Raw genomic sequence first — 16,852 nt, forward strand, 5'->3', positions numbered from 1 at the left:
CTCTCTCGTGAGCTTAGGCAGCCGATGAACGCTGTCGCTCGTGGCACGGGAGGAAGTCAGGTGGAAGCAAGCGGAGATCTCATCACCGGCATAGCTTTCGGAGAGTTTGGGGCAATCATTTCGGCCATTGCAGCTCTCGGCACGGCTGCATTCGGGCTGGTCGATTCCTCCAAGGCCTTCAAAGGAGGAATATCGAACGTAGGGTACGGCTTCATCAAAGCAGCGTTGAAGCCTTTCGAACCGGCGCTCAGAGTCATCGACCACGATGATCCTTACGCTGTTGCAAAGGCGAACTGGTTAAATGGTTTGCCTCCTGGGGACCAGAAAGCCATTGTCAGGAACCTTATTCGGCTCGGCTTCAACTCACAGACGGCACCAGGGCTCGCCGAGCTTGTTCTTCCCGAGAACAGGGACCTGCTTACCGATATCGCTAGGAAAATAGAGCAGGGCGATACTCCGTCTGAAGCCGAGCTTGCAGTATTGGCACGCTTCGACGCCATCATCGATGCACGTCTGGATGCAGCCTTCGAACGAGCGGACCAGAAATTCCGCAACACGGCGCGCGTCGCCGCCGCGGGCGTGGCTATAGTCCTTGGCGAGGCAGGAGCCATGTTTGTTTATCAGTCGGCGGGTGCCGAGGTATTGCTTCTGGGTCTACTTGTGGGTGTGATCGCTGTACCCGTTGCGCCGATCGCCAAGGATCTCGCGTCAGCTGTCTCAACGGCGGTCATGACCTTCAAGACCATCAGGAGATAGGTGCTATGACCCTGTTCCTGAATTTTCGCACCAGTCCGGCTGGCGGCGCGATCGCGACGGAACCCGCGCTGCAAACCGCAAGCGACAGCTCGCCGCTTGCGCTCATCGACAATGTCTTGTTTCAAAGAGCTATTGCGGGTCGTGACCTGCTGTTTGCCATCCACGGCTACAACAACAATCAGAAGGAAGCGGTCTGCAAGCTGTCTCGCCTTGAGACGCTGCTGAAACTACCGGATCATGCAAACTTCATCGGCGTGTTATGGCCGGGCGATTCGCGTGCCGGGTTCATCAGCTATCCCGTCGAGAAACCGACAGCATCGAGAACGGGCCGCCTGCTGGCGGACTTCTGCAACCGAAGGCTGCAGCAAGCCGCAAGCTTTTCTTTTGTCAGCCATAGCCTTGGGGCACGCGTGGCACTCGAAACCATCCGGGGCCTGAAACGCGAAGCACGATCTGCGTGCCTTATGGCGGCAGCGATCGAGCGCACCTGCCTTGAGAAAGAATATGCCGATGCCTTTGCCAAGACGCACAGTATCTACGTCCTCGCATCAACGAAAGACGATATCCTCCGCTTCGCATTTCCTATGGGAAATTTCTTCGGTTACCTGCTTGATCCCACCAGCAACCCGCTTTCCAAAGCGCTTGGATATTCGGGGCCGCCGCGTGCCGTGGGCAACACGGTTCAGCCGTGGCAGATCGATCCCGAACTTGGATACGAACATGGCGAATACCTCCCACCTGCTCTGCCCCAGCCAGCCTTTCCCAATCCCAAAGGGACATGGATGAAGACAGCGCTTTTTGCCAAACGCGCGTTCAACCTTCAGCGGCAGAATTGGCCGTAAGCCCACCCACGGCCTTTGATCCAAAGGCCCAAGCCGCCTCTTCCACCCGCGCCCAGTCTCCCGGCCCCGGTAGGCCGAAGCGCAGATCACCCGGCCTTCCGTCGAAACGGCGGGTGATGATGCCGCGTTCGCCGAAGTGACGGAAGAGAGACTGCGCCCGAGCATCACGGATAAAACGGAACAGTGACGTCCCGCCATAGACGGGTATTCCGGCGGCAGCCAAAAGATGATCGAGGCGAACAGCATCCTCGGCCAACCTCTGCCGTGTTGCGGCCTGCCAGGCGGTGTCTGAAAGCGCTTCTCGAGCGATGTGCAGCGCGGGCCCTGAAACGGCCCAGGGGCCGAGCCTTGTCTCGACCTGTGCCGCCAGAGCGGGATGGGTGATGGCAAAACCGAGCCTCAAGCCCGCCATGCCGTAGAACTTGCCGAAGGAGCGGAGTACCACCAACCCGCCGTCGCCCGCGGCATCGGCGATTGAATCGGCTGCCGAAACATCGTTGAAAGCCTCATCGACCACCAGCATGCCGCCCTTCGTCCGCATCCTGCCGGCGAGCTCCAGCAAATCGTACCGCGGGATGACCCGCCCGGTTGGGTTATTGGGATTGACCACAATCACGAGATCAGCAGCCGCCAGTTCAGCAGGGTCCCCCGTCTCCAGCACCGCCAACCCGGCGAGACGTGCAGCACGGGCATGCTCGGCATAGGTGGGCGAAAGGATGGCCGCAGACTGAGCCCCCTGGCACAGTCCGGCAATGATCGGCAGCAGGATCTGGCTACCCGGTGCCGCCACGACATGTGCCGCCGACGGCGCGCCGTAAGCCTCGGCAGCAATCTCTTTGAGCCGCCTCACCGCGTCCGGCTCCGGCAGCCGCGCAAAAGCATTGGCGGGAATGGCTGAGTGCGGATAGGAATAAGGGCTGATGCCGGTGGAGAGATCTATCCAAGGCTCGGGCGCTTGCGGAAACAGTGCACGTGCACGGGAAAGGCTACCTCCATGGGTAATGGGATCCAATACCTCGTCTCCACCTGCCGGGCCTGTCACCGCTGATGTTCCTTCTCGCTTTCGCCGCCCTGATCGTGGAGCGGGTTGTCGGTTATCCGGACTGGCTGTTCCGCCGCATCGGCCACCCGGTCACCTGGATCGGCCACCTGATATCGCGAATGGACCGGGCGTGGAACCGCGAAACCGAAAGCTTTGCCACTCGCAGGCGAAACGGTGTTTCCGCCTTTATCGTGCTTCTCGGGATGACCATCGCCATTGCCTTTTTCGTCGAGAACATCCTGCTTTCTGTCCCGCTGGGCGCCATCACGCTGGTCCTGGTTGCGGCCAGTCTGCCCGCTCAGAGAAGCCTGGATGAGCATGTCGCTGCCGTCGCCACCGCTCTGGAAACAGGGGGTCTTCCAGCCGGGCGTAAGGCGGTATCGATGATTGTCGGGCGTGACCCGGAGCAACTCGATGAAGCCGCCGTCTGCCGTGCGGCGATCGAAAGCCTGGCGGAAAACTTTTCCGATGGCGTCGTGGCGCCCGCCTTCTGGCTGGGCCTTGGTGGCTTGGCTGGCGGCGCGGCCTACAAGGCGGCCAATACCGCAGACAGCATGATCGGCCACCGCAACGCGCGTTTCGAAGCCTTCGGCTGGGCTGCGGCGCGGTTCGATGACCTTATCAACCTGCCCGCCTCACGTCTCACTGCTCTGCTGTTCATCTGCGCGGCCTTCCTGGTCGAAGGCGCATCGCCACGGAACGCAGTGCGCGCCGTCCTGCGGGACGCCAAACATCATCGTTCGCCGAATGCCGGATGGCCGGAGGCGGCCATGGCCGGCGCTCTCGGCATCGCGCTCGCCGGCCCGCGCAGTTATGGCGGCCGGATGATCGAAGCACGGTTCATGGGGGAAGGCGGCAACCCACACCTGACGGCCGCGCATATCCATCAGGCCCTGAAGCTCGCGCGTGTCGCAGACGCGCTGCTGATCGGACTGTTCGGGCTCTTGGCGCTAATCATCTGGCTGATCTGAGAAGGGGCATTACCCGACTCACGACTGGAGGCTGAAGGCGGCCCTTCAGGCGCGTCAGCTATGCGGCCGCGAAAGGCCGCACGCAACCGGTCCCGCGACGCGGACGACACGCATCTCGCAACGTCTTTGATCGCGCTCTGCCGCACGTAGATTGTTTACAAAGAAACAATCCGCCTGTAAACAAATACCGGGCGGAGGAGATCGCCCATTGTTGATCTGGGAGGATCTTATGATGAACCGGTTCTTGTCCGGAATAGCGGCCGTTGCGACCGTTGTTTCTCTTTCTGCATTCTCAACGCCTGCCCTTGCCGACATCACCATCGGCGTCACCATTCCGACGACAGGCCCTGGCGCAGCACTGGGCATTCCCCTCAAGAACTCGATCGAGCTATGGCCTGAAGAAATCGGCGGCGAAAAGGTTAAGGTCATCCTGCTGGATGATGCCGGCGACCCATCGATTGCAACAACAAACGCGCGCCGTTTCGCCAATGACGACAAGGTCGACGTGATCATGGGCTCGGCCCTGACGCCGGCCGCCATTGGCGCCGCAGGCGTAGCCGCGGAAGTGGGCGTTCCGCATTTCGCGATCTCGCCGGTTCCGCCACCGGTTGCCAAGGGCAAGTGGACCTTCGTGCTGCCGCAGTATTCAAGCGTGCTGGCCAAGGCGATGTTCAGCCGCATGCAGAAGGACGGCATCAAGCGCGTTTCCTTCATCGGTTTCGCTGATTCCTACGGCCAGCAGTGGGTCGATGAGCTGAAGAACACCGGCAAGGAATACGGCCTCGAGGTCGTGTCTGATGAGCGTTATGCGCGTGCCGATACATCTGTTTCCGGCCAGGTGCTGAAGGCGCTTGCCGCCAAGCCCGACGCCGTCTTCATCGGTGCTTCCGGCACGGGTGCAGCGCTGCCGCAGATCGGCGTGCGTGAACGCGGCTTCAAGGGCCCGGTCTATGTGGTTTCCGGCGCGGTGACCTTCGAGTTCCTGCGCATCGCCGGCAAGGCCGTCGAAAACACCGTCTTCTCGTCTGGCCCGATCATGGTGGCTGAAGACCAGCCGGATGATTCACCGACCAAGGCTGAAGGCCTCGCTTACCTGAAGGCTTACGAAGGCAAGTTCGGCCCCAACACCCGCACGCAGTTCGGCTCGCACGTCTGGGACGCGATGGTGATCCTCAACAAGGCCGTTCCGGTTGCCCTGAAGACGGCAAAGCCCGGCACCAACGAGTTCCGCGCAGCCTTGCGTGACGCAATTGAGTCGAGTGGTCCTTACAACGCCACGCATGGTGTCTTCGAGTTCACGCCCGACGACCACTACGGTCTGGATGAACGCGGCGCCGTGCTGCTCACCGCAAAAGACGGCAAGTTCCAGCTTCTGAAGTAACAGCTGCCGTTCCTGAAAGCTCCGGCCAATCCGGCTGCCCGTCATTCAGAGGCGGTACCGGATTGGCAGGGCCGCCTCATCACATGCCTGAAATACGATCTCTTTTGAGGATATGGATTTTGGACGCCACCATTGCGACCTTTCTGATCCAGGACGGCGTGACCAATGGCGCGATCTATGCGCTGCTCGGTCTAGCCCTGGTTCTCGTCTTCGCGGTGACCCGCATCATCTTCATTCCTCAAGGCGAATTCGTCACCTATGGCGCGCTGTCGCTTGCCGTTCTTGATGGCGGACGTGTACCAGCCACCACCTCCATGCTCGTCTGCTTCGGCATCGCGGCCCTGCTTTTCGACCTCTGGGGCATGCGACGAAGCTTCTCAGCCCCACCACTTCTGCGGGCACTCGGCATCAACATCCTGCTGCCGGTCGCGATCTATGCAGTGGTTACGGTGCTGGCACCGCTTCAGCCGGCGCCCATCCTGCGTGCGGCTATGGCCGTGCTCATCATCGCCCCGATGGGCTACTACATCTACCGCATTGCCTATCGCCCGCTGGCGGATGCGACGGTTCTCGTTTTGCTCATCGCATCGCTTGGCGTCCATCTTGCGATGATGGGGCTTGGCCTCATCTTCTTCGGGCCGGAAGGTCTTCGCGCCGAACCTCTTTCGTCGGAAAGCTTCACGCTTGGCCCGGCACTCGTCAGCTACCAGAGCGTCGGCATCTACATCACGACGATCCTCATCATCATCGGGCTTTATTTCTTCTTCGAGCGGACTCTGATCGGCAAGGCTCTGCGCGCCACCGCCGTCAACCGCCTTGGCGCCCGCCTCGTCGGTGTGCGCACCCAGCTCACCGGCAGCACCGCGCTGATCATGGCCGCGGCCATCGGCGCTGTGTCCGGCGTACTGATCGCGCCGATCACCACCATCTACTACGACACCGGTTTCATGATCGGTCTCAAGGGTTTCGTTGCCGCGATCCTGGGCGGCCTTGGTAACTTCCCGCTTACGGCCGTCGGTGCCATTGCGGTTGGCATCGTTGAAGCCTTCGCCTCGTTCTGGGCCAGTGATTACAAGGAAATCATTGTGTTCAGCTTGATCATCCCTGTGCTCGTCTGGCTGTCGTTCAGCGTCGGCTCCCATGAGGAAGAATGATGAACAGCACCCGGTTGCGTAACATCATGCCGCTTGCCGCCTTTGCGGTCGTCCTTGCCATTCTCCCGCAGTTGCCGATCCCGACCTTCTGGATCACGCTGATGAACAATATCGGGCTGGCGTCGCTGGTGGCGATTGGCCTCGTGCTCCTGACCGGCGTCGGCGGCCTCACCTCCTTCGGGCAGGCCACCTTTTGCGGTTTCGGCGCCTATTTGACCGCCGTGTTGACGACCAACTACGGCTTCTCCCCATGGCTCACGCTGCCGCTCTCCATACTGGTCGGCGCTGGTGTCGCGCTTCCGCTCGGCCTCATCACAGTGAGGTTGTCGGGACACTTCCTGCCGCTCGGCACCATCGCCTGGGGGCTCGCCTTCTATTATCTGTTCGGCAAGATCGAATTTTTGGGCCGGTATGACGGGATCACCGCCGTTCCACCGCTCGAGATCGCCGGCTACCAGTTCTTCAGCAGCTCCTCGATCTTTTATGTGATCTGGGCCTTCGTGATCCTCACCGTCATCTGCGCGCAGAACCTGTTGAGCTCCCGCGTCGGACGCGGCATCCGGGCGCTGCGTGGTGGCGGCCAGGCAGCCGAATCCTTCGGCGTCAACATCGTCCGGGCCAAGCTCATTGTCTTTGTTTTCGCCGCCGCCGCTGCCGCGCTCTCCGGCTGGCTTTATGCCCATATGCAGCGCTCGGTAAACCCGACCCCCTTTGGCCTGAACATGGGTATCGAATACCTGCTCATGGCGGTCGTCGGCGGCTCCGGACATGTCTGGGGCGCGATCTTTGGCTCCGCGATCGTGCTGATCCTGAAGGAAATCCTGCAGCGGGTGATGCCGAGCCTCATCGGCAGCGGCGCCAATGTCGAGATGATCGTCTTCGGGATACTCCTTGTCGCCATTCTCCAGATGGCGCGCAACGGCATCTGGCCCTTCGTGCTGCGTTTCCTGCCCGCAAAACCGCCCCAGGAGATCCCGCCGACCGACGGCAACCTGCCCAAGCGGACGCTGGCCTGCGCGGGCTCACCGCTGATCAAGGTGGAAAAGGCGCGCAAGGCCTTCGGCGGTCTGGTCGCCGTCAACGATGTCAGCTTTGAAGTGCCGGCCGGCCGGATCGTCGGCCTGATCGGCCCGAATGGCGCCGGCAAGAGCACGACCTTCAACCTGATCACCGGCATTGCGTCGCTCACCAGCGGCTCGGTCTACTACCAAGGCGAACCGCTGACCGGCGACAGCCCGCGGCAGATCGCCCGGCACGGCATTGCCCGCACCTTCCAGCACGCCAAGATCCTGCCCGAGATGACGGTGCTGGAAAACGTCGCGCTCGGCGCGCACCTGCGCGGTTCTGCGGGTGTTTTCAAAAGCCTGCTGCACGCCGAACGCGTCGAAGAAGCGACACTTCTGGCCGAAGCGGCCCGACAGATCGAGCGCGTCGGGCTCGGTGCCTATCGCGACCGTTTGGCGGGCGACCTCGCGCTCGGCCAGATCCGCATCGTCGAGATTGCCCGCGCGCTGGCGGCCGATCCGGCGGTCCTGCTGCTCGATGAGCCGGCGGCGGGCCTGCGTCATGGTGAAAAGCAGGAGCTTTCGAACCTGCTCAAGAAGCTGCGGGAAGAAGGCGTGGCCGTTCTCCTGGTTGAGCATGACATGGGCTTCGTTATGGGGCTCGTGGACCACCTCGTCGTGCTCGATTTCGGCACCCTCATTGCTGAAGGAAAACCCGCTGACGTGCGCCAGCACCCCGCCGTCGTCGCCGCTTATTTGGGAACCGCAGCATGACGAAGCCGCTTCTCGAGGTCTCGGATATCCACGTTTCCTATGGGCGCGCCGAGGTGCTGCACGGCATCTCGCTTGAGATGCAGCCCGGCAGTATCGTCACTGTCATCGGCGCCAACGGGGCAGGAAAATCCACGCTCCTCAATGCGATCATGGGCATCGTCCCGTCAAAGGGCACGATCCTCTATGACGGCGCGCCAGTGCCGCGTTCGGTGGAAGAGCGTGTCGCCGCCGGCCTCTGCCTCGTTCCGGAAAAGCGCGAACTCTTCTCCACCATGTCGGTCGAAGACAATATCGAGCTCGGCGGCTTCCTGCGCAACGCAGCCGACCGGGACAGGACGCGGGCGGACGTCTATGAACGCTTTCCGCGGCTGAAGGAGCGGCGCAAGCAGCTTGCCGGCACATTGTCAGGCGGTGAGCGGCAGATGCTGGCGCTGGCGAGAGCGCTGATGGCGCGGCCGCGCCTGCTGTTGCTTGATGAACCGAGCCTTGGTCTCGCACCAAAGATCGTCATCGACATCCTCAACATCGTCTCGGAATTGCGCAAGACCGGCGTCTCGATCCTGCTGGTCGAGCAGAATGCCCGCGCGGCCCTCGAGATCGCCGATCACGGTTATCTGGTGGAGCTTGGCGAAGTGAAACTCTCGGGCGCCGCATCTGACCTCGCCAGCAACCCGGCCCTGATGGAAAGTTACCTCGGCACCCACGCCTGACCGGAAGCAGGACACTTCAGCCGCAATCTCATCAGTGATGCCCTGAAGAGCAGGGACCCTTTCACTAACCACATACGCCAGGATCGCAGCGAGATCATCCTGCCCGGTGCCGAGACCAGCGGCGGCTTCATGGCAGACATCGATTCTTTGGGCAGGTAACTTCGACAGCTATGTCTGGACCAACCGGACCGGGCCTTTGTAAGGGGCATCTAGCCATAGCTGGTAGCGGCGGGGTGACCACTCGTCTAGACGGGTATTGCCCATCAGATGGCGGAGAGGGTGGGATTCGAACCCACGATACGGTTGCCCGTATGCCGCATTTCGAGTGCGGTGCTTTCGACCACTCAGCCACCTCTCCGGTCGATTCTGGTCGGCGCTCTGTGGCGCGGGCTGTCTCATAGCGACGATTGGTGGTGCTGGCAAGAGGCCAATCTCACTCATCTGCATCCATTTATCTTGACAGCTGTTTGTTCGTCGCGTATCGGGGCAAGCAAGTGGGAGTAGAAGAGATTCCGTTCCCCTGCTTGCGCTTTGGCTTCAGGCCGTTGCGCAGTTCACCGGCAGATATCCCCGAAGATTGTTCTTCGAAAACCCTGCTCAAGTCCGACTGATAAAAAGACGGCCGCCTTGCCAAAGGCAGAGCCGGAACGAACATGAAAGGATAAAAAATGTTCGCAGTCATCAAGACCGGCGGTAAGCAGTACCGCGTGGCAGCCAACGACGTGCTTACCATCGAAAAGCTGGAAGCCGAAGCTGGTTCCGTCGTTGAATTCAACGAAATCCTCGTAGTCGGCGTTGGCGCCGATGCCAAGATTGGCGCACCTTTCGTTTCCGGTGCGACGGTCAAGGCCGAAGTGGTCGAGCATAACCGCGGCAAGAAGGTCCTGTCCTTCAAGAAGCGTCGCCGCCAGAATTCCAAGCGGATTCGCGGCCATCGCCAGCACCACACGGTTGTCCGCATCACGGACATCCTGGCTTAATTTCAAGGGTTTCGAAGGTTAAAGGAGCACTCCAATGGCACATAAAAAAGCTGGCGGTTCGTCGCGCAACGGTCGCGACTCACAGTCCAAGCGCCTTGGCGTAAAGAAGTTCGGCGGCGAAGCCGTCATCGCAGGCAACATCATCGTGCGCCAGCGCGGCACGCAGTGGCATCCGGGCGCCAATGTCGGCCTCGGCAAGGACCACACCATTTTCGCGCTGACGGCCGGTAATGTGAACTACCGTAAGAAGGCCAATGGCCGAGTGTACGTGTCGGTAATGCCGAAAGCCGAAGCAGCAGAATAACCGGTGAGCGTTCTTAAGCAGCCGGTGTCACATCGACCCGGTTGAACGCTCAAGGTTCAGTCAGAAAAAAGGGAAGATGGGACACCACCATCTTCCCTTTTCCTTTGCCAACAGGAGGACTGAACCATGCAAGGCGAATTACTGAGGGCGAGCCAATCCCGGCCGCCGGAAGAGCGGTTGCGGCCCGGCGGGCTGGAAACCTTGTCGAGAAGCGATTGCCCTGTCTTACTGTCGCAGAGCCTGGTGCTCCGCGCGCCCCATGAAGAAGACATCGACGCACTTGCCCATCTCGCCAACAATGCGAACATTGCGATCATGGTATCGCGCATGCCGCATCCCTATACGGCTAAGGACGCAGCCGATTTCGTGCGACGCACGAAGACCGGCGAGATCGGCAAATGCGTCTACGCCATCACCTTGGCGGAAAATGGTGCCTTCATCGGCTGCTGCGCGCTGGAGCCGCAGGAGGATGAGCGTACCCTCGAGCTCGGCTACTGGCTGGGCGAACCCTACTGGAACCGCGGTTATGCCACGGACGCCGCTCATGCGCTGGTCGACATGGCCTTCCGCACCCGCAACCACGTCGATTATATCGACGCGCGGTGCCGGGTGACCAACATCGCCTCCCGGCGGGTCATCCAGAAATGCGGCTTCCAGTTCCAGGGTACCGGCATGATCGATTGCCTGGCCGTTGGCGCCATGGTCGCGGTGGAATGGTACCGGCTGGACCGCAAGACCTGGATGTCGTTGAGAAGCTGGGGAGAAATGCGATGAATGCCGCCCTGCTTCAGGCAACGCCTTCGGTTGTTTTGCCCGCGCCCTGCCCGGTCATCACCAGCGAACGGTTGATGCTCAGGCCGCACCGGCTGGAGGATGCGACCGCAATCGCCGAGTCTCTCAGCGACTTCAAGGTTGCCCGGATGCTGGCCCGCGTTCCGCAGCCCTACCACCGGCAGGATGCGCTCGACTGGCTGGTTTCGCATGCTTCAGGCGCCCTGCCGGACTGGATGCTCGCCATCACCGCCGGTGATGACAGACACATAGGCATGGTCAGCCTGGAAAGCCGGCCGACCAGGTTCGGATCGAACACATGGCGGCTCGGTTACTGGCTGAACCGCAACCACTGGGACCGCGGTTACATGACGGAAGCCGTCGCAGCGACTCTCGAGCAGTTCTTCCGGTACCTGCCGGATGCAACGATCTCCTCGGGCGCATTCGCGGATAACCTTGCTTCGCTGAACATCCAGAAAAAGCTGGGCTTCCGCATTGTTGATGCGAACCAGGTGTTCAGCCTTGCCCGCAATCGAATGGTGCCCCACGTGGAAACCTTGCTCGTGCCGGAAGATTTCCGCCCCACCGCGGCAATCCGCCCGTGACATCCAACGGAACCGGCGGGCAAGCCGCCGGTTCCTCATCAAGACGCAGCTATTCGTCCGGCATCGCGACCATTGTCCCTGCCGATGCCCTATTGGCGCTTATAGCTGGCGCACATCATGATAATCTTTGACCTGCGCCCTTACCGGCGATATCGACTTTGACAACATGCCCCTCATCAAAAGGTCAGGTGACCGGGCGAACACAAGATTGACGGCAGCAAGATGAAATTTCTCGACGAGGCAAAAGTCTACATACGCTCCGGCGACGGCGGCGCAGGTGCAGTCTCGTTCCGGCGAGAAAAGTTCGTTGAATTCGGCGGCCCTGACGGCGGCGATGGCGGACGCGGCGGCGATGTCTGGGTGGTCGCGGTTAACGGGTTGAACACGCTGATCGACTTCCGCTTCCAGCAGCACTTCAAGGCGCAAACGGGCACGCACGGCATGGGGCGCAACCGCACAGGCGCAAACGGCGGCGACGTGACTTTGAAGGTGCCGGTCGGCACGCAGATCTTCGAGGAAGACAACGAAACGCTGATCGTTGACCTCACCAAGGAAGGCCAGAAGTTCCGGCTTGCCAAGGGCGGCAACGGCGGCTTTGGCAACACGCATTTCAAGAGCGCCACCAACCAGGCGCCCAACTGGGCCAATCCCGGTCTCGAAGGTGAAGAAAAGACGATCTGGCTGCGGCTGAAGCTGATTGCCGATGCAGGCCTCGTTGGTTTGCCGAATGCCGGCAAGTCGACGTTCCTGGCGAGCGTCACCCGCGCACGGCCGAAGATTGCCAACTACCCCTTCACGACGCTGCATCCGAACCTTGGCGTCGCGACCATCGACGGGCGCGAATTCGTGCTGGCTGATATTCCCGGCCTCATTGAAGGCGCGCATGAAGGGGTCGGCATCGGTGACCGGTTCCTCGGCCATGTGGAGCGCACCCGCGTGCTGCTGCATCTGGTTTCGGCAGTCGAGGAGAAGGTCGGCCAAGCCTACAAGACGGTGAAGACCGAACTCGAAGCCTATGGTGGTGGCTTGATCGACAAGCCGGTCGTCGTTGCGCTGTCGCAGATCGACGTGCTCGATGAAAAGGAACTGAAGAAGAAGGCCAAGGAGCTTGAAAAGGCGTCTGGCCAGACGCCGTTCCTGATTTCGGCTGTCAGCGGCAAGGGCATGACGGAAGTCCTGCGTGCGCTTCGCGATGTGATCGTGGAAACGAGCGGCACCGGGGAAACGGCACTTCCCGATCGTTCGACGCCGATCCAGGAGTTCGAAGAGGAAGACGAGGAATGACTGCCGACCGCAAGCCGATCACGAGCCACCGTCGGGTGGTGATCAAGATTGGCTCCGCCCTGCTTGTCGATCGCAAGACCGGCCTCAAATCGCAGTGGCTGGACGCGGTCTGCGCAGATATTGCGGCTCTGAAGGCGCGGGGCATCGACGTGCTGGTGGTCTCCTCGGGCGCCATTGCCATGGGTCGTACGGTACTTGATCTCCCGTCGGGCGCCCTGAAGCTCGAGGAAAGCCAGGCAGCGGCCGCGGTTGGCCAAATCGCCCTTGCACGCGCCTGGTCCGAAAGCCTGTCGCGGGACGGCATCGTGGCTGGCCAGATCCTGCTGACACTCGGCGACACGGAAGAGCGTCGGCGTTATCTGAATGCGCGCGCCACGATCAACCAGTTGCTCAAGATCGGGGCCGTGCCGATCATCAACGAGAACGATACGGTCGCGACGACAGAAATCCGCTATGGCGACAACGACCGTCTGGCGGCTCGCGTCGCCACCATGACCAGCGCCGACCTGCTGATCCTGCTGTCCGACATTGACGGGCTTTATACGGCACCGCCGCATCTTGATCCGGACGCTCAATTCCTGGAAGTCATTCCGGCCATCACGCCGGAGATCGAGGCGATGGCGGGCGGCGCGGCATCCGAACTGTCGCGCGGCGGCATGCGCACCAAGATCGATGCTGGCAAGATTGCAACCGGCGCCGGCTGTGCCATGATCATCGCGTCGGGCAAAACGGAGCATCCGCTGCGGGCCATCGAACAGGGCGCCCGCTCCTCCTGGTTTGCAGCCTCGGGCTCTCCGGTGACGGCACGCAAGACCTGGATTGCCGGGCAACTTCTGCCGGCGGGCGAACTTCACATCGATGACGGCGCCAAGCGCGCGCTCGGTAGCGGCAAGAGCCTGCTGCCGGCAGGCGTGCGGCAGATCGAAGGCAGCTTCCACCGCGGTGATACGGTCGCCATCATCGGCACCGATGGACGCGAGATCGCCCGCGGCCTTGCCGGTTACGATGCCGACGAGGCACGCCAGATCATCGGCCGCAAGTCGGCTGAAATTGAAGCCATTCTCGGTTACCCGGGCCGTTCCGCCATGGTGCATCGCGACGATCTCGTGGTGACCGGCACCCTGCAGGAACATGCTGCGACGGATGGGATGAACAAGGATGCGGCACATGCTTGATAAGGTCACCCAGGTGGATGACGTCTCCGCAATCATGGCCGAGATCGGTCGCAATGCCAGGCAGGCTGGGCGCGCACTCGCTACGGCCTCCACGGAAGCGAAGAACAAGGCCCTGCATGCGATGGCCGATGCCATCATCGCCGCTGAGGCCGATATTCTCGCGGCCAACGCCGCGGACCTGAAGGAGGTCGAAGGCAAGGACCTGCTGCCGTCCTTCATCGATCGCCTGACGCTGACCGAGAAGGGTATTGCCGGCATGGCGCAGGCGCTGCGCGAGATTGCCGAGTTCAAGGATCCGGTCGGAGAAATCATCGCCGCCTGGGACCGTCCTAATGGCCTGCATATCGAGCGCGTGCGCACCCCGCTTGGCGTGATCGGCGTGATCTATGAAAGCCGTCCCAATGTGACGGCCGATGCGGGCGCGCTGTGCCTCAAGGCCGGCAATGCCGTCATCCTGCGCGGCGGCTCTGACTCAGCCCGCTCCTCCAAGGCAATCCACGCCTGCCTCGTCGCTGGCCTGAAAGCTGCCGGCCTGCCGGAGCATGCGATCCAGATCGTGCCTACCACTGACCGTGCCGCTGTTGGCGCCATGTTGTCAGGCCTTGATGGTGCGATTGATGTCATCGTGCCGCGCGGCGGAAAAAGCCTTGTTGCACGCGTCCAGAACGAGGCGAGGGTGCCGGTCTTCGCCCATCTTGAAGGCCTGTGCCACATCTATGTCGATGCGTCGGCCGATCTTGAAATGGCCAAGTCCATCGTGGTCAACGCCAAGATGCGCCGCACCGGCGTTTGCGGCGCAGCCGAGACGCTTCTGGTCGACAGTGCTGCAATCGGCACGCATCTGATGCCGATCCTTGAAGCACTTACCGAGGCCGGGTGCGAAATCCGGGCATCGGCGGCGGTGCTGAAGGTGTTTGCAGGCTTCAAACCGGCGACGGAAGAGGATTGGCGCACGGAATATCTGGATGCCGTCATCTCGGTTGCGATTGTCGATGGCATCGGCGGCGCGATCCGCCATATCAGCACCTATTCGTCCAACCATACGGAAGCGGTGATCGCCGAGGATCCGGCGGTTGTTGCGCAGTTCTTCAACGAGCTCGATTCCGCAATCCTGCTGCACAATGCCTCGACGCAATTCGCCGATGGTGGGGAATTCGGCATGGGCGGCGAGATCGGCATCTCGACCGGCAAGATGCATGCGCGTGGACCGGTCGGTGTCGAACAGTTGACGTCGTTCAAATACCGCGTCCATGGCACCGGCCAGACACGACCCTGATCACGTGGCGGGGGAGAGGGTCGAGCGCAAATATCTGATGATGCCGCATGTGGAGCGCGGTATGGTGGTTGGCCTTTTCGGCGGATCCTTCAACCCGCCGCATGCCGGCCATCAACTGGTGAGCGAGATCGCGCTGCGAAGGCTTCAGCTCGACCAGATGTGGTGGATGGTGACGCCGGGTAATCCGCTGAAGAGCAGGTCGGAACTTGCCTCGCTCAGCGACCGGATCGCCATGAGCGAAAAGCTGAACCACGATCCCCGCATCAAGGTCACTGCCTTCGAGGAAACGCTCGGCGGCGCCTACACCGCCGATACGCTGGCCTACGTCAAGGCTCGCAATCCGCAGGTTCACTTCGTCTGGATCATGGGTGCCGACAGCCTCAAGACTTTCCACCTGTGGCAGAAGTGGCGCCGCATCGCCTGCACCTTCCCGATCGCCGTCATCGACCGGCCGGGGTCGACGCTGTCATTCCTGTCGTCCAAGATGGCCCGCACCTTTGATTACGCGCGAATTGACGAAGACGATGCCGCGACGCTTTGGAAACGCCCGGCCCCCGCATGGACCTTCCTGCACGGCCCGCGCTCCAGCCTGAGCTCAACCGCGCTTCGTGCTGCCGCTTCGCGCGCCCGATGAGCCGCGTGTACGCCAGCGGACGAAAGCCGGATTCGATGACCTCGCCGCCTTTCAGATCCCTTGAAAGATCGACGGTTCGATGCCACCTTAAATTAGCGGCCGAGTCTTTTGCCCGGGACCGCTTCAAGTGCTGTTACGGAAGAAAGGAACAACCCTGACAACAGTACACGCCAAGGGAAAGATGGCCTCCGTCCTCCCACAGAGCCTGGAACGTGGCGCCGATGCTGCCGCCCGTGCTCTAGAACTGGTCCTCGCAAGCCTTGAGGACTCCAAAGCCGAAGATATCGTCACCATCAACATTGCCGGAAAGTCGGCGCTGGGAGACTACATGGTTGTTGTCTCCGGGCGATCGAGCCGCCATGTCATGGCCATCTGCGAACACCTGATCTCCGACCTGAAGGACGAGGGACTGGGCGGCGCACGCGTCGAAGGCCAGGAAGCAGGCGACTGGGTCCTGATTGACACGGGCGATATCATTATCCATGTGTTCCGCCCCGAAGTCCGCGAGTTCTACAACATCGAAAAGATGTGGGCCGCTCCGGAAGTCGAGGAAGGCACATCGTTGCACTGAACGGTTCGGGCGTAGCCTGAACCGGTGCCGCTGCTAGATTGAATACGCGCCGGGCCATTGTTCGGTGCAGAGTTGATTTCGGCGGCAAAAATCACGGGTTCTGGGATATGCGCATCAGCCTTTTTGCCGTGGGACGGCTCAAAACCGGACCGGAGAAGGATCTTGCGTCCCGTTACCTCGATCGTTTTGCAAAAGCTGGTCCGGCAATTGGCCTGGAGCTTGCAAAGCTCGTTGAAGTCCAGGAAAGCCGCGCCTCAAACAGCGACACCCGAAAACGCGAAGAAGCAGACATGCTGGAAAAGGCGCTGCCCGATGGGGCGGTGCTTGTGCTTCTGGATGAACGGGGCAAGACCTTCGACAGCGAAGGCTTCGCCAACCTGATCGGTCGCTACCGGGACGACGGAAAACGCGACTTGATGCTCGCGATCGGCGGCGCGGACGGGCTCGACCCTGATCTGCGAAGCAAGGCTGACGTCGTTCTGAACCTCGGCGCGATGACCTGGCCGCATCAACTGGTGCGGATCCTGATCGCCGAGCAGCTTTATCGCGCTGTGACCATTCTTTCCGGCCATCCGTACCATCGCGTATAGACTTTGTTTACCATCAAACACGATGTTG

At 61.4% G+C, this 16,852-nt stretch carries 18 protein-coding genes and 1 tRNA gene; 17 read left to right on the plus strand and 2 right to left on the minus strand.

The window, feature by feature from the left end:
* Positions 1–60: 60 nt before the first annotated feature.
* Both CYG48_RS14735 and CYG48_RS14740 read left to right on the plus strand, forming a co-directional pair.
* Positions 61–756 carry a hypothetical protein gene (locus CYG48_RS14735; protein ID WP_118851062.1) on the plus strand — a complete coding sequence of 232 codons (696 nt, stop codon included), beginning with the start codon at positions 61–63 and terminating at the stop codon, positions 754–756.
* Positions 757–761: 5 nt separating this feature from the next.
* The gene (locus CYG48_RS14740; RefSeq protein ID WP_118851063.1) at positions 762–1,598 is read left to right on the plus strand and encodes an alpha/beta hydrolase; all 837 of its coding nucleotides are present in this window, start codon (positions 762–764) and stop codon (positions 1,596–1,598) included.
* Here CYG48_RS14740 and cobD read toward each other — a convergent pair.
* Positions 1,570–2,601, minus strand: a complete 1,032-nt coding sequence (gene cobD / locus CYG48_RS14745) for a threonine-phosphate decarboxylase CobD (protein ID WP_118851684.1) — start codon at positions 2,599–2,601, stop codon at positions 1,570–1,572. The genes CYG48_RS14740 and cobD overlap by 29 nt on opposite strands.
* Before the next feature lie 41 nt (positions 2,602–2,642).
* Here cobD and cbiB point away from each other — a divergent pair, with 41 nt between their 5' ends.
* From cbiB to CYG48_RS14770, 5 genes are all read left to right on the plus strand, one after another.
* Positions 2,643–3,611: an adenosylcobinamide-phosphate synthase CbiB gene (cbiB, locus tag CYG48_RS14750; protein WP_118851064.1), complete on the plus strand. Its 969-nt coding sequence runs from the start codon at positions 2,643–2,645 to the stop codon at positions 3,609–3,611.
* A 232-nt stretch (positions 3,612–3,843) separates the two neighbouring features.
* On the plus strand, positions 3,844–4,992 hold the full coding sequence (locus CYG48_RS14755; protein ID WP_118851685.1) for an ABC transporter substrate-binding protein: 1,149 nt from the start codon (positions 3,844–3,846) through the stop codon (positions 4,990–4,992).
* A 119-nt stretch (positions 4,993–5,111) separates the two neighbouring features.
* On the plus strand, positions 5,112–6,146 hold the full coding sequence (locus CYG48_RS14760) for a branched-chain amino acid ABC transporter permease (protein ID WP_118851065.1): 1,035 nt from the start codon (positions 5,112–5,114) through the stop codon (positions 6,144–6,146).
* A complete protein-coding gene (locus CYG48_RS14765; RefSeq protein WP_245450350.1) occupies positions 6,143–7,924 on the plus strand; it encodes a branched-chain amino acid ABC transporter ATP-binding protein/permease in 1,782 nt (593 codons plus the stop codon). The genes CYG48_RS14760 and CYG48_RS14765 overlap by 4 nt, the downstream gene beginning before the upstream one ends.
* On the plus strand, positions 7,921–8,634 hold the full coding sequence (locus tag CYG48_RS14770; RefSeq protein WP_118851066.1) for an ABC transporter ATP-binding protein: 714 nt from the start codon (positions 7,921–7,923) through the stop codon (positions 8,632–8,634). Before CYG48_RS14765 ends, CYG48_RS14770 begins: the two co-directional genes overlap by 4 nt.
* 268 nt (positions 8,635–8,902) lie before the next feature.
* On the opposite strand, the gene CYG48_RS14775 is transcribed toward CYG48_RS14770, so the two are convergent.
* Positions 8,903–8,992: transfer RNA gene (locus tag CYG48_RS14775), tRNA-Ser, on the minus strand.
* 310 nt (positions 8,993–9,302) lie between these two features.
* Here CYG48_RS14775 and rplU point away from each other — a divergent pair.
* From rplU to rlmH, 10 genes are all read left to right on the plus strand, one after another.
* On the plus strand, positions 9,303–9,614 hold the full coding sequence (rplU, locus tag CYG48_RS14780) for a 50S ribosomal protein L21 (RefSeq protein WP_118851067.1): 312 nt from the start codon (positions 9,303–9,305) through the stop codon (positions 9,612–9,614).
* 34 nt (positions 9,615–9,648) lie between these two features.
* Positions 9,649–9,918, plus strand: coding sequence for a 50S ribosomal protein L27 (rpmA, locus tag CYG48_RS14785; RefSeq protein WP_118851068.1), 270 nt, complete (start codon positions 9,649–9,651; stop codon positions 9,916–9,918).
* 126 nt (positions 9,919–10,044) lie between these two features.
* Positions 10,045–10,692, plus strand: coding sequence for a GNAT family N-acetyltransferase (locus CYG48_RS14790; RefSeq protein ID WP_118851069.1), 648 nt, complete (start codon positions 10,045–10,047; stop codon positions 10,690–10,692).
* Positions 10,689–11,294, plus strand: a complete 606-nt coding sequence (locus CYG48_RS14795; RefSeq protein WP_118851070.1) for a GNAT family N-acetyltransferase — start codon at positions 10,689–10,691, stop codon at positions 11,292–11,294. Before CYG48_RS14790 ends, CYG48_RS14795 begins: the two co-directional genes overlap by 4 nt.
* A 222-nt stretch (positions 11,295–11,516) precedes the next feature.
* Positions 11,517–12,578 (plus strand): GTPase ObgE, encoded by a 1,062-nt coding sequence (gene obgE / locus CYG48_RS14800; RefSeq protein ID WP_118851071.1) that lies wholly within the window; start codon positions 11,517–11,519, stop codon positions 12,576–12,578.
* Positions 12,575–13,753 (plus strand): glutamate 5-kinase, encoded by a 1,179-nt coding sequence (gene proB, locus CYG48_RS14805; RefSeq protein ID WP_118851072.1) that lies wholly within the window; start codon positions 12,575–12,577, stop codon positions 13,751–13,753. Before obgE ends, proB begins: the two co-directional genes overlap by 4 nt.
* Positions 13,746–15,029, plus strand: coding sequence for a glutamate-5-semialdehyde dehydrogenase (locus tag CYG48_RS14810; RefSeq protein ID WP_118851687.1), 1,284 nt, complete (start codon positions 13,746–13,748; stop codon positions 15,027–15,029). Before proB ends, CYG48_RS14810 begins: the two co-directional genes overlap by 8 nt.
* A complete protein-coding gene (locus CYG48_RS14815) occupies positions 15,004–15,663 on the plus strand; it encodes a nicotinate-nucleotide adenylyltransferase (RefSeq protein WP_118851073.1) in 660 nt (219 codons plus the stop codon). The genes CYG48_RS14810 and CYG48_RS14815 overlap by 26 nt, the downstream gene beginning before the upstream one ends.
* A 181-nt stretch (positions 15,664–15,844) precedes the next feature.
* Positions 15,845–16,234, plus strand: a complete 390-nt coding sequence (gene rsfS / locus CYG48_RS14820) for a ribosome silencing factor (protein ID WP_118851074.1) — start codon at positions 15,845–15,847, stop codon at positions 16,232–16,234.
* Positions 16,235–16,341: 107 nt separating this feature from the next.
* On the plus strand, positions 16,342–16,824 hold the full coding sequence (gene rlmH / locus CYG48_RS14825) for a 23S rRNA (pseudouridine(1915)-N(3))-methyltransferase RlmH (RefSeq protein ID WP_118851075.1): 483 nt from the start codon (positions 16,342–16,344) through the stop codon (positions 16,822–16,824).
* The last annotated feature ends 28 nt before the right edge of the window (positions 16,825–16,852 follow it).

Source organism: Neorhizobium sp. SOG26 (genome assembly GCF_003491345.1).
GTDB lineage: Bacteria > Pseudomonadota > Alphaproteobacteria > Rhizobiales > Rhizobiaceae > Neorhizobium > Neorhizobium turbinariae.